Origin of the sequence: Isoptericola sp. NPDC019693, from assembly GCF_044389085.1 — a bacterium.
Lineage (GTDB): Bacteria > Actinomycetota > Actinomycetes > Actinomycetales > Cellulomonadaceae > Isoptericola.
In genome coordinates, this window is the sequence record NZ_JBIRXP010000006.1 from 89,830 (window position 1) to 103,659 (window position 13,830).

The following is a 13,830-nucleotide window of genomic DNA, read 5'->3' on the forward strand; positions in this document are numbered from 1 at the left end:
CGGCGATTCTCGAACTACCTCGGCGAAGGTGGTCAGCCGCCGATGGAGGCCTGCGGGCCGGCGCCCGCCCGCACGATCGACGGCACGTCGGCCGCCGGGTCGAGCGTGTACGGGTAGAACGACGCGGGGTCGAACGCCGTCCCGCCGCTCTCCTGCTGCCCCGTGGAGTCCACGACGATGCTGCCGGACTGGGCGAGCGCGGCGGTGTCGTCGCGGAAGTACGGGTCCTTCACCCGCTCGAACCAGCTGTTCTGCAGCACCATCTTCGTGCCGCCGCGGGCGTAGTTGCCGTAGCTCGCGACGTCCTGCAGGTAGTTGTTGTACAGGTGGGCGTACGCCACGTTGTCCGTGCTGGGGTTGCGCTGGTTCGTGGCGCGGATCCAGTTGTGGTGGATCGTGATCTTCGCCGTGACGTTGTCCGTCCAGCCGATGCCGAAGGCCTTGTTGTTCTCCTCGAGCACGTTCCACGACACGGTGAGGTTCGTGGTGTCCTTGCGCGAGTCGATGAGGCCGTCGTTCATCCGGGTGAGGCGGTTGTGGTCGATCCAGACGTGGTCGGCGCCGTCCATCTGGATGGCGTCGTAGTCGAACTCCTTGTCGTCGGGGTCGTCCTCGACCATCCGGGTGTCGCGGATGGTGAGGTTGCGGATGATGACGTTGCTGGTGGTCTCGCCGAGGAAGAAGCCGCCGCCGACGATCTCTCCCGACGTGCCCCTGCCGACGATCGTCTTGTCGGAGGCGACCTTGAGCTCCTTGCCCTTCGGCGAGATCGTGATCGGCGCGGCGACGGTGATGACGTACCGGCCGGATGCCGTCACGTACTTCTCCAGGTCCGCCTGCGTCGTGACGGTGACCGCCGTGCCGCCGGCGCCGCCGGTGGTGCCCCCGTCGGTCGAGGCGAACCCGTCGGCGGACGACGGCCAGGCGCCGCCGGCTCCCGCCCGGGTGAAGGTGATCTGCTTGTTGGTGTTGTGGGTGCAGCCCTCCTGGACGAGGGCGGCCCCGTTGTCGGTGGAGGCGCCCTGGATGCTGAGGCATAGCCCGTTGGCGACGTTGGTGACGAGGTAGGAGCCGTCGCGGGACGGGGTGAGCGTCCACTGCTGGTTGGTCTGGGCGGGCTTGCAGCTCCACTGCTGGATGCGGGTGCCGACCGTGGCGGTGCCGCTCGGCACGTCGAGGCAGCGGTCGCTGTTGACGTTGCGCAGCTGGTAGGTGGTGGCGTTCACGGGTTCGAGCTCGAACTGCTGCCAGGGGTCACCGCTGCAGCCCCACTGCTGCAGCAGGGCGCTGTTGTCCTTCGACCCGGCGACGACGTCGAGGCACTTGCCGCTGCGGGCCACGCTCAGCTGGTAGGTGCCCGCGGCGGGCGCCGCGGTGGCGGTGGTGGTGCTGCCGACGGCGAGGCCGGTGGCCAGGACGGCGGCGGTGGTGACGGCGGCCAGAAGGCGCCGTCGTCGGCGGGGCGGGGTGTCGGTCATGTCGGACGGTCCTTCCTCGGGGCGGGTCTCGGGTCGGGTCACGGTGGTCGTCATGGTCAGCCCACCGGGTTCCAGCCGTCGGAGCCCGCGAGGTACTTCTGCGGCGTGTACTCGGCCGCCTGGGCGTCCGAGAGCTGCGGGCGGTTGGAGTTCACGCCGGCGCCGGCGCCCGTGTTCCGGTACTCGAGGAACCGGGCGTTCTGCCAGGTGCTGCCCGACATGTCGGTCCACGGCTGCGCCGTCCTGATCGTGGCCGACAGGTCCGACTCGCGGTACAGCACCTGTGCGCCCTGCCGCCAGGGGCGCCCGAGCTGGGTGGTGTTGTTCGTCGCCCCCGTGATGCGTGACTGGTAGAAGAGGAAGCCGTACTTGCGGTCCGCCGGCGTGCTCGCCGCGGTGATCGGCCCGCCCGTGGTGCGCTTCTCGTGGATCGTGCTGCGGTGGAAGACGGCGACGCCGCCGCCGTAGATGAAGTCGACCGTGCCCTCCACGTACGTGTCGGTCACGTACGCGCGGGTGGCGTCGTTGACCAGCAGGGTGTCCTGGTCGCCCAGGAGGCGCAGGTCGTCGAGCAGGACCCGGTCGGCGTTGAGGTACAGGGCCAGGGCCTGGTCGCCGTCGCCCGGTTCCGACTCGTCGTGGTCGTTCGACACGGTGAGGTTGTCGGCGCTGAAGCTCGCGCCCTCGACCACCATCGTGGCGCTGCCGCGGTGGCTGCCGCCCTCGCCGGCGCTGACGCCGTCGACGATCACGACGTCCGCGGGGTCGTCCCCGAGGCCGACGAGCTCGACGAACGGCTTGTCCTTGCCGACCACGACCTTGCCTCGGTACGTGCCGGGCGCGACCGTGATCCGCTGCTTGGACGTCGCGTTCGCGGGGATCGCGTCGACGGCCTGCTGGACGGTGCGGTACGTCCCGGAGCCGTCGGCCGCGACGGTCGCGTCGCCCGTCGAGCCGCCACCGTCGCCGGCGGCGGTGAACGTCCACTGCTTGTTGGTGTTGTGCGTGCAGCCCTCCTGGATGACGGCCGCGCCGCTGGTGGTGGACGCGCCCTGGATGCTGAGGCACAGGCCGTTGGCGACGCTCGAGACCAGGTACGACCCGTCGCGCGACGGCGTGAGCGTCCACTGCTGGTTGGTCTGGGCGGGCTTGCAGCTCCACTGCTGGATGCGGGTGCCGACGACGTCCGTGCCGCTGGGGACGTCGAGGCAGCGGTCGCTGTTGACGTTGCGCAGCTGGTACGCCCCGCCGCCGAGCGGCTCCAGGCGGAACTGCTGCCAGGCGCCGCCGCTGCAGCCCCACTGCTGGAGCAGGGCGCTGTTGTCCTTCGAGCCGGCGACGACGTCGAGGCACTGCCCGCTGCGGGCGACGGTGAGCTGGTAGGTGCCCGCGGCGGGCGCCGCGGCGGCGGTGGTGGTCGTGGTCCCGACGAGGAACCCGGCGGCCAGGGTCGCGACGGCGGCGGCGCCGGCCAGCCGTCGTCGGCGGTGCTTGGGGATGTCGGTCATGTCCGACGGTCCTTCCCTCAGGCTGACGGACCGGTGGCCGGTCCGTGGCCCGCGTCGTCGCGAGCCACGAGGTAGACGGTCGCCCGGCGGCGACGACAACACTTTTTTCATCGATGCAGCCGCTCGCTACGATGCCAGGCGGTCCGACGACGGCGCGGACCGGCCGGCGACGGGGACGGAGAGCGACGTGGACGGGACGGCCGACCTGGTGGTCCGCGCCCAGGGAGGCGACCGGGTCGCCCTCGGAGAGCTCCTCGGCGCGCACCTGCCGCTCGTGCGCGGCGTGGTCGCGAGGGGGCTCGGCGACGACGGGGCCTGTGCCGCCGACGTCGACGACGTCGTGCAGGAGACCATGCTGCGGGCCATGACGTCGCTGGGCGCGGTGCGCGACCCGGCCCGGTTCCGGTCGTGGCTGCTGGCGATCGCCTACCGGCAGATGCAGGACCACCACCGTGCGCGCCGCGGTCGTCCGGTCCCTGACGACCCGGCGCTGACCCGGGTCGCCGACCCGGAGCCGTCGCCCGACGTGCGCGCGACCGTCGACGTCGTGGCCGCCGACCAGCGACGCGGCCTGGTCGCGGCGGGCCGCTGGCTCGACCCGGCGCACCAGGGTGTCCTCGGGCTCTGGTGGCAGGAGGCGTGCGGCGAGCTCGGCCGGGGCGACCTCGCCCGCGCGCTCGGCGTGGGCCGGCGCCACGCCGCGGTGCGGGTGCAACGCATGCGGGCGCAGCTCGCGACCGCCCGCGGCATCGGCCTCGCGCTCGACGCCGTCCCGCGGTGCGCGGGCCTCGACCGCGCCGCCGCCGGCTGGGACGGCACGCCCTCGCCGCTGTGGCGCAAGCGGCTGGACCGGCACGTGCGGGACTGCCCGGCGTGCTCCGGTCTCGCCGCCGCCCTGGTGCCGCCCGAGCGGCTGGTCCCGGCGATCGGCCTGGTGGCCGTGCCGGCGGGCGCGGCCGAGGAGACGGTGCGCGGACTCCTCGACGCCGGGGCCCCGGCCGCGCACGGCTGGTGGCACGCCCTCGCGGACCAGCTGCGGGACGGGTGGGACGCGGTCGTCGCCCGTCCGGTGGCTGCCGTCACCGCGACGGCGGTCGTCGTGGCCGGGGGCGGGGCCGCGGTCACGACGCTGGTCCTGCCGGGCCCGGACCGACCGGCGCACGTCGTCGTGCCGTCGACCGCACCGGACCCGTCGTCACCGGTCGACCAGGTCGCGGCGCCGGCCACCGAGCCGCCCGCCACCGAGCCGCCGGCCACCGAGCCGCCGCCCGACGGGCCGACGTCGGGCGTGCCCACCGCCGACCTGTACGTCGCGCCCGACGGCTCCGACGCGGGCGACGGCAGCTGGGCGCGGCCGTTCGCGACCGTCGCCCACGCGGTGTCGGTGGTCCGGCCCGGCCAGGTCATCGCGCTGCGGGGCGGCACCCACCGCGTCGAGGAGCCGGTGTCGATCACGACCGACGGCGCCCCGGGCGCCCGGATCACGCTGAGCGGCTACCGCGACGAGCGCGCGGTGCTCGACCTGGCGGGCGTGCCCGCCGACGAGTGGCCCCTCGTGCAGGAGGCCGACCGGTGGACGGTGCAGGACCTGGAGGTCCGGGGCTCGAAGAGCCACGGGTACCTGTGCGTGTCCTGCTCGGACGGGGTGTTCCAGCGCCTGCGCGTGCACGCGAACACGCGTTCCGGCCTCGAGCTGCGCGGCGCGGGGACGGTGGGCAACGTCGTGCGCGACAGCGCGTTCTACGACAACCACGACGACTCCTCCGGCGGGGACGCGGGCCTCGGCCTCGGGGTCAAGTTCGGCTCCGGCGCGGGCAACGTCGTGGAGCGCAACCGCTTCTACGACAACGCCGACGACGGCGTCGACCTGGGCGAGTTCGCGAGCCCGGTGACGCTGCGCGGGAACGAGTCGTTCCGCAACGGCATCGACCGGTGGGGGATCGCCGGCTGGCACGGCAACGGGGGCGGCTACACCCTGGGCGGCGGCGACGAGCCGCCCGCGGTGGCCCACGTCGTCGAGGGGAACGTGGCGTGGGGCAACGGGCACCACGGCTTCGCGGACGGCGGCAACGGCGGGGCGATCCGGCTGGTGGGGAACACGGCGCGGGACAACGGGGCGGCGGGGTTCTTCCTGGAGACCGCCGCCGCCGTGCTGCGCGACAACACGACGTCGGGCAACGACGTCGCGGCGAAGCTGGGGGACGCCGTCGTCGCGAGCGGCAACTCGTGGCCCCTCGCGGCGGGCTGAGGCCACAGACGTCGAGCCCCCGGCCTCGCGTGACGGAGGCCGGGGGCCCGACGGGTGGTCCGGGGGTGATCCGGGTGGTCAGACCGCCTTGCTGCTGACCCGGATGAACGTCGGGTTGGACTGCCAGATGCTGCGCTTGACGACGCCGACGCGCGGGTTGCCGGCGTCGATCTGCTTGCCGTTGCCGATGTAGATGGCGACGTGGCCGGGGGACCAGATCAGGTCACCGGGCTTGGCGTTCTTGCGCGAGACCTTCTTGCCGACGTGCTTCTGCGCGGACGAGGTGCGCGGCATGTTCTTGCCGATCGCCTTCTTGTACACGTAGGAGGTGAAGCCCGAGCAGTCGAACGCGCTCGGACCGGTGGCGCCGCTGACGTAGCGCGCGCCGACCTTGGTCTTCGCGATCGCGACGACGGGCGAACCCGTCTTCTTGTGGACCCCGGTGGTGCGCGAGGACTTGTTCGCGAGCGAGCCGGACGCCGGGTCGACGACGATGCGCACCCGGTTCTTGCCGGCCTTGTAGGTGGACCAGTACGGCTTGAAGGACGCCTTGCCGCTGTGCAGCGACCTGGTCGCGACGACCTTGCCGTTCAGCACGAGCTTGGCCTTGCCGGAGATGGCCTTGCCGCCGTACGTGGCCTTCATCGTGAAGGTGGGGCGGTGCTTGCCCGAGGACCGGGAGACGGTGTGCTTGGACGCCGTGAAGACGGTCTTGGGCTTCGGCTTCGACGTGGCGGCCTGGACGGCGGCCGAGCTCACGCCGGTCGCGGCGGAGGCGTGGGGGGCGACGGCGATGAGGCCACCGCCCGTGAGAGCGCCGGCGACGGCGAGGGCGATGATCGCCCGGCGGGGCCGGCGGGCGGCCACGGCGGCCGTGCCGGGGCGCGCGGGATCGTGGGACGTGGACATGGGCGTGACCTCCAGCCTGCGAGATGAGCTGTCGGGTGAGGCCGAGATCGTTGGCCCGCCACTAGGTGGCTGAACCCCAAGGCCGGGAGCGTCCGGGCGGTGTGCCCGGGCGGCCGGCCGGAAGTGGGTCTCCCGCTGCTGCCGTGGGTGTCGTGGTCACCGGGACGCCGGCAGCACTCGGCTGCGCCTCGGTCGGCCGGCACCTGTGGTGGGTGCGGTCGAGGGACGCTAACCCCCGGGACCCCCTGAGGTCACGTTCCGGTAACAGGTCCCCTGCCGTGTCGCCCAGCCGGGCGAGGGGCATCCCTCCTGGACGAGTTCGGGCAAGCCGGGCCGAACCGGGCAGGGTCGCGTGATACCGGATGTGACCAAGATCACTGTAGGAATCCGCCCGTAGGGGGATTCGGCCCCTATGCCTCAGACCAGCAGGTCGTCCGACCCGGGAGAGCCCGAGACCGCGAGGCAGAGGCCCGTCCGGTCGCCGGCCGCCCAGCCGTCCTCGGAGGGGACGAGGACGACGAAGCTCAGCCCCTCGGCCTCGCGACCCGCGGCGCCCAGCAGCCCGGGCCCGCAGTCGGCGGACGCCTTGCGCACCAGGGCGTCGTGCCCCGGCCACACGGCACCGGTCGCGGAGTCCGTGCGGCCCACCACCTGGGCGACGTGCTCGTCGGTGCACGGCACGACCGTCACCCTGCCGACGTCGCCGGGCGGCACGTCGCGCAGGCACGACCCGAGCACGAGCTGGACCGCGTTCACGTCGCGCGCCTGCGCCACCGCCGCCGGCACGGGGGTGGTCGCCCGCTCGCGCGCCGTCGTCACCCCGGCCGCGACCGCGCCGCCGACGACGGCCAGCGCCACCACCGCCAGCGCCGCGCGGCCCGCGACGCGACGGGTCCGGGCGGCGCCGGCCCTCCCGCCCGCGGGGATCGGGGCCTGCCGTGCGACGTCGGGCGAGGGGTCGCCGTCGCCCGGTCCCGGCAGTCGCAGGTCGCCCAGGCCGTCCACGGGCAGCACGCCCGCCGGCGTGGGCGCGGCGAAGACCGGGTCCGCGGGCGGCGTCGTGCCGGCTGCCGCGTCGGGCCCGGACGAGGGGTCTCGGACCTGGTCGTGGTTCGAGTCCTGGTTCGAGTCCTGGTTCGGGTCGCGGATCGGGTCCTGGGTCACGACGTGCTCCGCGCGCGTCAGGCCGGGTCGGCGAGGTCGAGGACGACCGGCACGTGGTCGCTGGCGCCCTTGCCCTTGCGCTCGTCCCGGTCGATGACGACGCCGGTGACGCGCTCGCGCACGGCGGGGGAGGCGTAGGCGAAGTCGATGCGCAGGCCCTTGTTCCGGGGGAAGGCGAGCTGCTGGTAGTCCCAGTACGTGTAGGTGTGCTCGGCGGGCAGGTGCTCGCGCGTCACCTCGGTGTACCCGGCGGTGGCGAACGAGGTGAACGCCTCGCGCTCCGCCGGCGTCACGTGGGTGTGCCCCTCGAACGCGCCGGGGTCGTAGACGTCCGTGTCGAGCGGGATGACGTTCCAGTCGCCGACGAGCGCGACCTGCGTGCGCGGGTCGTCCGCCAGCCACCCGGACGCGGCGTCGCGCAGCGCGCCCAGCCACGCCAGCTTGTACGCGTAGTGCGGGTCGCCGACGGCGCGACCGTGCGGCACGTACAGCGACCAGACGCGGACTCCGCCGCAGGTGGCGCCGAGGGCGCGCGCCTCGACCGGCGGCGGCACGTCGAGGAGGGTGGCCGCCGGTGCCTCGTCGGGCGACGCGTCCGGGGCCTCGGCCGGCGCGTCGTCGGCGGGCGCGGGGGCGGTGGGCTTGGCGAAGCCCGGCTGGCCCGGGAAGGACGTCTCGACGTCCGCGATCCCGACCCGGGACGCGATGGCGACGCCGTTCCACGCCGAGTGCCCCGTGTGCGCCACCTGGTACCCGGCGGCCTCGAACGCGGCGTGCGGGAACTGCTCGTCGCGGCACTTGGTCTCCTGGATGGCGAGCACGTCCGTGCCCGAGCGCTCCAGGAAGGCGATCACCCGGTCGACGCGGGCACGGACGGAGTTGACGTTCCAGGTCGCGAGGCGCACGGGCGCCAGGCTACCGGCGCGGGCGCCGATGCCGCCGATGCTGTTGATGCTGTCGATGCCGCCGCCCCGCCGGCGGCCCGAGGCCGCGGCGCGCCACTAGGCTGCCCCCATGGGTACCGCGCTCGTCACCGGCGCCACCGCCGGCCTCGGCCTGGAGTTCGTCTGGCAGCTCGCCACCGCGCGACACGACGTGGTCGTCGTCGCGCGCGACGCCGACCGCCTGGAGCAGGTCGCCGCGCAGGTGCGCGCGGCCGCCGGCGTGCGGGTGGAGGTGCTGCAGGCGGACCTGTCCGTGCCGGAGGACCTGGAGCGGGTCGCCGCCCGGCTCGCCGTCACCGGCGAGGAGGAGGACGACGACCGCCGCCCGGTGGGCCTGCTCGTCAACAACGCCGGGTTCGCCACGGCGCAGTCGTTCGTGAGGGGAGACCTCGCTGTCGAGCTGTCGGCCCTCGACGTGATGGTCCGCGCGGTGCTCGTGCTGTCGCACGCGGCCGCCGGGCAGATGACGGCCCGCGGGCGGGGCGCGATCCTCACCGTGGGGTCGGTCGCCGCGCTGACCGCCGGCGGCACCTACGCCGCCGCGAAGGCGTACGTGCGGTCGTTCACGGAGGGGCTCGCCGTCGAGCTCAAGGGGACCGGCGTCACCGCCACCGTGCTCTGCCCCGGGTTCGTGCGCACCGAGTTCCACGACCGGGCGGGCGTGGACATGTCCGCCGTGCCGGAGATCGGCTGGCTGGACGCCCCGCGCGTGGTCTCCGAGGCGCTCGCGGACGTCCGCCGCGGCGTCGTCATCTCCACGCCGTCCGTCCGCTACAAGGCGGCCTCGGCGCTGCTGCGCCTCGCCCCACGTGCCGCGGTGCGCGCGGTCGGCAAGTACCGCTGACCACGGCCGTCACCGAGCCCGGGCGAGGACCCGCCGCCTGACCCACGATGGTGGGGTGACCCGGGGGACGACGCCGGCGGCGGCCGCCGGGGGCGGCCCGAGCGCTGCACCCGGCGGCGACGCGCTGGACTACCGAGACCTCTTCGACGCGATGACCGTGCCGAAGATCGTGCTGGACCGCGACCTCGTCGTGCTCGACGCCAACCGCTCGTACACCGAGCTGCTCGGCATGCCGGTGGACGCCCTGGTCGGGCGCACCCTCGCCGACGCGCTGGCGCGGGTGCCGGGGGGACCGCCTCCCGTGCGCCGGGCCCTGGACGCGATCGGCCGGTGCCTGCGCACCGGGCTGCCCGAGGTCGTGGAGCCGACCAGGTGGGACCTGCCCGACCCGCGCACGGGCGAGACGGGGCCGCGGTACTGGATGCTCCTGGTGCTGCCGGTCACGCGCTCGGGGGACTCGATGGTCCGGGCCGTCGTCGTCCGGGTCGAGGAGGTCGACGCGGACGACGTCGAGGGCACGGACGAGGACGCCACGCCCGAGCGCATGTCGTGGCACAGCACGGTGGCGCGGATGCGTGCGACGGCCGCCGCCGAGCGCGAGGCCGCGGTGACCCTCCAGTCGTCGGTGCTCACCCCGCCGCCGGACGTCCCCGGCCTCGCCGTGGACGTCCGCTACCAGCCGGCCAACCGGATCACGCGGGTGGGCGGCGACTGGTACGACGTGGTGCTCCGCGAGTCGGGCCGGGCGGTGCTCATCGTGGGCGACGTGGCGGGTCACGATATCGACGCCGCGGCCGCGATGACCCACCTCAAGGGCGTGCTGCGCACCGTCGCCGTGGAGGACGACGCGGGGCCCGCGGACGTCCTCGACCGGGCCGAGCGGGCCGCCTCCGCGCTGCGGCTCGAGGCGTTCGCGGCGGTCACGGTCGCCGTCGTCGACCCGCCCGCGCCCGACGGGTCGCGGCGCGTCACCTGGGCGCGCGCCGGTTCGCTGCCGCCGCTGGTACGGCGGGCCGGCCTCGGTGCCGAGCTCCTGGACGAGCGTCCCGGGAGGCTGTTCGGCCTGCTCCTTCCGCAGCGGCGGAAGGAGTCGAGCCTGGTGCTCGAGCCGGGCGCGTCGCTGCTGCTCTTCACGGACGGCCTGGTCGAAAGGCGCGGCGAGCTGCTGACCGAGTCCCTGGAGCACCTGCGACGCGACGTGGAGCAGGTCGTGGACCCCCGGCTCACCCGGCTCGCCGACTGCGTGCTGGCGCGCAGCACGCCGATCCGCGGCGCCGACGACGTGGCCCTGGTGGCCCTCCAGGTGGCGGCCCCGCCCGCGGGCGGGGCGGACGCCGTCGGTACGATGACCGGGTGACCTCCTCGGATACCGCCTTCGGCCCCACGCCCCGCGAGCAGCTCCGCGACCTCATCACCGAGCTCGCCGTCGTGCACGGCAAGGTGACGCTGTCCTCCGGCAAGGAGGCCGACTACTACGTCGACCTGCGCCGCATCACCCTCCACCACCGTGCGGCCCCGCTGGTGGGCCACGTGCTGCTCGACCACCTGGAGGAGGTCGGGCTCGGCACCGCGGAGGTGGACGCCGTCGGCGGACTGACCCTCGGCGCGGACCCGATCGCGGACGCGCTGCTGCACGCCGCGGCGTCGCGCGGGCAGGACCTCGACGCGTTCGTCGTCCGCAAGGCGGCCAAGGCGCACGGCATGCAGCGGCAGATCGAGGGGCCCGAGGTCGCCGGCCGCAAGGTCGTCGTCCTGGAGGACACGACGACGACCGGTGGGTCGCCCATCACGGCCATCGAGGCGCTGCGCGCCGCGGGCGCCGAGGTGCTCGGCTGCGCCACGATCGTCGACCGCGCCACCGGCGCCGGCGAGAAGATCGAGGCCCTCGGCGTGCCCTACCACTACCTCTACGACCTGGCGGACCTGGGCCTCGCCTGAGCGGCCCGCAGGGCCGCGGCGAACGCGCCGCGCCGAGGGGTCAGCCGCGCCGGCGGCCGAGCAGGAAGCCGGCGCCCAGGCCGACGAGCAGCGCGCCCACGCCGAACAGCACCTGCATGACCACGAGCCTGGACGACCCCGGGACGAAGAGCGTGTCGGACAGCGGCGCGTAGGCGAACCAGCCGGCCGACGCGTAGCCCACCGGGCGGGTCAGCACCCAGACGACCATGCCGGCGCCGACCACCATCGAGAGCACCGCGGCCCAGGTGCCGCGGCGTCGGCGGGGGTCTCCGGCCCCGGGGGTCGGGGTGCCGACGTCAGACACGGCCGATGAGGTCGGCGATCGAGTCGACGACGTGCGACGGCCGGAACGGGTACGTGTCCACCTCGGCCGCGGTCGTCGAGCCGGTCATGACGAGGAACGTCTCGAGCCCCGCCTCGATGCCGGCGACGACGTCGGTGTCCATGCGGTCGCCGATCATCGCCGTCACCTCGGAGTGGGCGTCGATGCGGTTGAGCGCGGAGCGGAACATCATGGGGTTCGGCTTGCCCACGTAGTACGGCGAGCGGCCGGTGGCGGCCTGGATCATCGCGGCGACGGCGCCCGTGGCCGGCAGCGGCCCCTCGGCCGACGGGCCGGTCGTGTCCGGGTTGGTGGCGATGAACCGGGCGCCGTCGCGCACGAGCCGGATCGCCTTGGTGATCGCCGTGAACGAGTAGGTGCGCGTCTCGCCCAGCACCACGTAGTCCGGGCTCGACTCGGTGAGCGTGTACCCCGCCTCGTAGAGGGCGGTGGTGAGGCCGGCCTCGCCGATCACGTAGGCGGAGCCGTTGGGGATCTGGTCGGTGAGGAACTGTCCGGTCGCGAGCGCGGACGTCCAGATCGCCTCCTCCGGCACGTCGATCCCCGACGTGGCGAGGCGGGCGCGCAGGTCGCGCGGCGTGAAGATCGAGTTGTTCGTCAGGACGAGGAACGGGCGCTCCGCGTCGCGCAGCGCCCGGATGAACTCCGGTGCCCCGGGGATGGCTTGGCCCTCGTGCACGAGGACGCCGTCCATGTCGGTCAGCCAGCACTCGATCCGTCGTTCGCTCACGCCGCTCACCCTAGTGGGCGGGGCGGCGTCGCGCGTGCGCCAGGATGGGCGCATGACGACGATCGCGGTGGTGGGCGGCACCGGTCAGGCCGGGCGCGCCGTCGTGCGGGAGGCCGCGGCGCGCGGCCACGAGGTGCGGGTGGTCTCCCGCCGACGTCCCGCCGACCTGGAGCCCGGCGCGGAGCACCATGCGGTGGACCTGCTCGACGACGACGCGGCACGGGTCGCGGGCGCGCTCGCCGCAGCGTTCGAGGGCGCGGACACGGTGGTCGACACGAGCAACGGGATGTCTCCCGCCGCGCAGGCCGTGTTCACCGCCGGGGCGCGGCGGGTCGTGGCCGCGGCGGAGCGCGCGGGCGTGGGCCGCGCCGTCATCCTCTCGATCGCCGGGGTCGACCGCAGCGGGTACGGGTACTACCGGGCGCACACCGAGCAGGAGCGGGTGTACGCCGGGGGCGCGGTCCCGGCGACCGTCGTCCGGGCCACCCAGTTCCACGAGTTCCTCGACCTCTTCTTCGGCCGGGACAGCCGGCTCGGTGCCTGGTCCCGGCTGGGGCTGCTGCCGTACCCGCGCGGCTGCCGGTTCCAGACGATCGACCTGCGCGACGTCGCCCGGGCGCTCGTCGACGCGGCCGAGGGGGCCGACCCGCTGGGCGTCGTCCCCGCCACGGGGCCGTCGGGCGCGCCGACGGCGACCCTCGGCGGGCCGCAGACGCTCGACGGGCGGGCGATGGCGCGTGCCTGGCGGCGGGCGCACGGTTCGCGCCGGCTGCCGGTGGGGGTGCCGCTGCCCGGCGCACTCGGCGAGTTCTTCCGGGCGGGACGCAACCTCGTCCCGGACGCCGCGGTGGGCACGGTGACCTACGACGACTGGCTGGCCGGGCGGTGACGGGGCCCGAGGAGCAGCACGAGGTCGGGGTCGGGCCGTGGCCGGGCGGGCCGGACGCGTGGCCGCGGCTGCCCGACGGCACGCCGGACCCCCGGTTCGACCCGGAGCTGCTGGAGCACGGCGACCGGCGCAACGTCGTCGACCGCTACCGGTACTGGAGCGTCGAGGCCGTCGTCGCCGACCTCGACGCCCGCCGCCCCGCCGACCGGCAGCTGCACGTCGCCATCGAGAACTGGGCGCACGACCTCAACATCGGGTCGGTGGTGCGCACGGCCAACGCGTTCAACGCGGCGGGGGTGCACGTCGTCGGGCGGCGGCGGTGGAACCGGCGCGGCGCGATGGTGACCGACCGCTACCTGCACACCCACCATCACCCGGACGCGGCGGCGCTCGCGGCCTGGGCGGCGTCGGCGGACGGCGGGGCAGGGCTGCCCGTGATCGGCATCGACAACGTGCCGGGGTCCGTGGCCCTGGAGGGCTACGACCTGCCCGCCCGCTGCGTGCTGCTGTTCGGCCAGGAGTCCACCGGGCTGACGCCGGAGGCGCAGGCGGTGTGCGCCGACGTCCTGCACATCACCCAGCACGGGTCCACCCGCTCCCTCAACGCAGGCGCCGCGGGGGCCGTCGCGATGCACGCGTGGGCGTCGCGCTGGCTCTCGTCGTCGGGCCCGTCGTGACCCGTGCCGTCTCACGGAGCCGACGGGATGTGACTCCCATGACCCGGACGTGAGAAAATCCGGTTGCATGCGGGTCGCACGGCGCCCGTCGCGACGAAGCATCCCGCTGCATCCTCGTACGCCCCGTCATTGGAGTA

General features: G+C 74.5%; 13 protein-coding genes. 6 read left to right on the forward strand and 7 right to left on the reverse strand.

The annotated features are described in order from the left end of the window. Positions 1-32: 32 nt before the first annotated feature. Positions 33-1,478 (reverse strand): RICIN domain-containing protein, encoded by a 1,446-nt coding sequence (locus tag ACH436_RS17260; protein ID WP_430561429.1) that lies wholly within the window; start codon positions 1,476-1,478, stop codon positions 33-35. A gap of 56 nt (positions 1,479-1,534) precedes the next feature. Next, positions 1,535-2,986 carry a pectinesterase family protein gene (locus ACH436_RS17265; protein WP_430561430.1) on the reverse strand — a complete coding sequence of 484 codons (1,452 nt, stop codon included), beginning with the start codon at positions 2,984-2,986 and terminating at the stop codon, positions 1,535-1,537. A 187-nt stretch (positions 2,987-3,173) separates the two neighbouring features. On the opposite strand from ACH436_RS17265, the gene ACH436_RS17270 reads away from it, so the two are divergent. Further along, positions 3,174-5,234: a sigma-70 family RNA polymerase sigma factor gene (locus ACH436_RS17270; protein ID WP_430561431.1), complete on the forward strand. Its 2,061-nt coding sequence runs from the start codon at positions 3,174-3,176 to the stop codon at positions 5,232-5,234. A 78-nt stretch (positions 5,235-5,312) separates the two neighbouring features. Here the strand turns inward: ACH436_RS17270 and ACH436_RS17275 are convergent, their stop codons facing one another. The 3 genes from ACH436_RS17275 to ACH436_RS17285 form a co-directional block, all read right to left on the reverse strand. Beyond that, on the reverse strand, positions 5,313-6,143 hold the full coding sequence (locus ACH436_RS17275; RefSeq protein WP_430561432.1) for a C40 family peptidase: 831 nt from the start codon (positions 6,141-6,143) through the stop codon (positions 5,313-5,315). Between the two features lie 417 nt (positions 6,144-6,560). Further along, complete coding sequence (locus ACH436_RS17280) at positions 6,561-7,307, reverse strand: septum formation family protein (RefSeq protein WP_430561433.1); 747 nt, start codon at positions 7,305-7,307, stop codon at positions 6,561-6,563. Positions 7,308-7,324: 17 nt separating this feature from the next. Then, on the reverse strand, positions 7,325-8,212 hold the full coding sequence (locus ACH436_RS17285) for an exodeoxyribonuclease III (protein ID WP_430561434.1): 888 nt from the start codon (positions 8,210-8,212) through the stop codon (positions 7,325-7,327). 109 nt (positions 8,213-8,321) lie between these two features. Here ACH436_RS17285 and ACH436_RS17290 point away from each other — a divergent pair, with 109 nt between their 5' ends. From ACH436_RS17290 to pyrE, 3 genes are read left to right on the forward strand one after another with little or no spacing between them, the layout of a single operon-like run. After that, positions 8,322-9,095 carry an SDR family NAD(P)-dependent oxidoreductase gene (locus tag ACH436_RS17290; protein WP_430561435.1) on the forward strand — a complete coding sequence of 258 codons (774 nt, stop codon included), beginning with the start codon at positions 8,322-8,324 and terminating at the stop codon, positions 9,093-9,095. A 55-nt stretch (positions 9,096-9,150) separates the two neighbouring features. Next, the gene (locus ACH436_RS17295; RefSeq protein WP_430561436.1) at positions 9,151-10,452 is read left to right on the forward strand and encodes a SpoIIE family protein phosphatase; all 1,302 of its coding nucleotides are present in this window, start codon (positions 9,151-9,153) and stop codon (positions 10,450-10,452) included. After that, the gene (gene pyrE / locus ACH436_RS17300) at positions 10,449-11,033 is read left to right on the forward strand and encodes an orotate phosphoribosyltransferase (protein ID WP_430551701.1); all 585 of its coding nucleotides are present in this window, start codon (positions 10,449-10,451) and stop codon (positions 11,031-11,033) included. Before ACH436_RS17295 ends, pyrE begins: the two co-directional genes overlap by 4 nt. Positions 11,034-11,073: 40 nt before the next feature. Here the strand turns inward: pyrE and ACH436_RS17305 are convergent, their stop codons facing one another. Together ACH436_RS17305 and ACH436_RS17310 are read right to left on the reverse strand one after the other, a co-directional pair. Next, positions 11,074-11,358 (reverse strand): hypothetical protein, encoded by a 285-nt coding sequence (locus ACH436_RS17305; RefSeq protein ID WP_430561437.1) that lies wholly within the window; start codon positions 11,356-11,358, stop codon positions 11,074-11,076. Next, complete coding sequence (locus ACH436_RS17310; protein WP_430561639.1) at positions 11,351-12,091, reverse strand: HAD-IIA family hydrolase; 741 nt, start codon at positions 12,089-12,091, stop codon at positions 11,351-11,353. Before ACH436_RS17310 ends, ACH436_RS17305 begins: the two co-directional genes overlap by 8 nt. A gap of 88 nt (positions 12,092-12,179) precedes the next feature. On the opposite strand from ACH436_RS17310, the gene ACH436_RS17315 reads away from it, so the two are divergent. Together ACH436_RS17315 and ACH436_RS17320 are read left to right on the forward strand one after the other, a co-directional pair. Next, entirely contained in the window at positions 12,180-13,016 is an 837-nt protein-coding gene (locus ACH436_RS17315) for an SDR family oxidoreductase (protein WP_430561438.1), read from the forward strand. Further along, entirely contained in the window at positions 13,013-13,693 is a 681-nt protein-coding gene (locus tag ACH436_RS17320; RefSeq protein ID WP_430561439.1) for a TrmH family RNA methyltransferase, read from the forward strand. The genes ACH436_RS17315 and ACH436_RS17320 overlap by 4 nt, the downstream gene beginning before the upstream one ends. Positions 13,694-13,830: the final 137 nt, after the last annotated feature.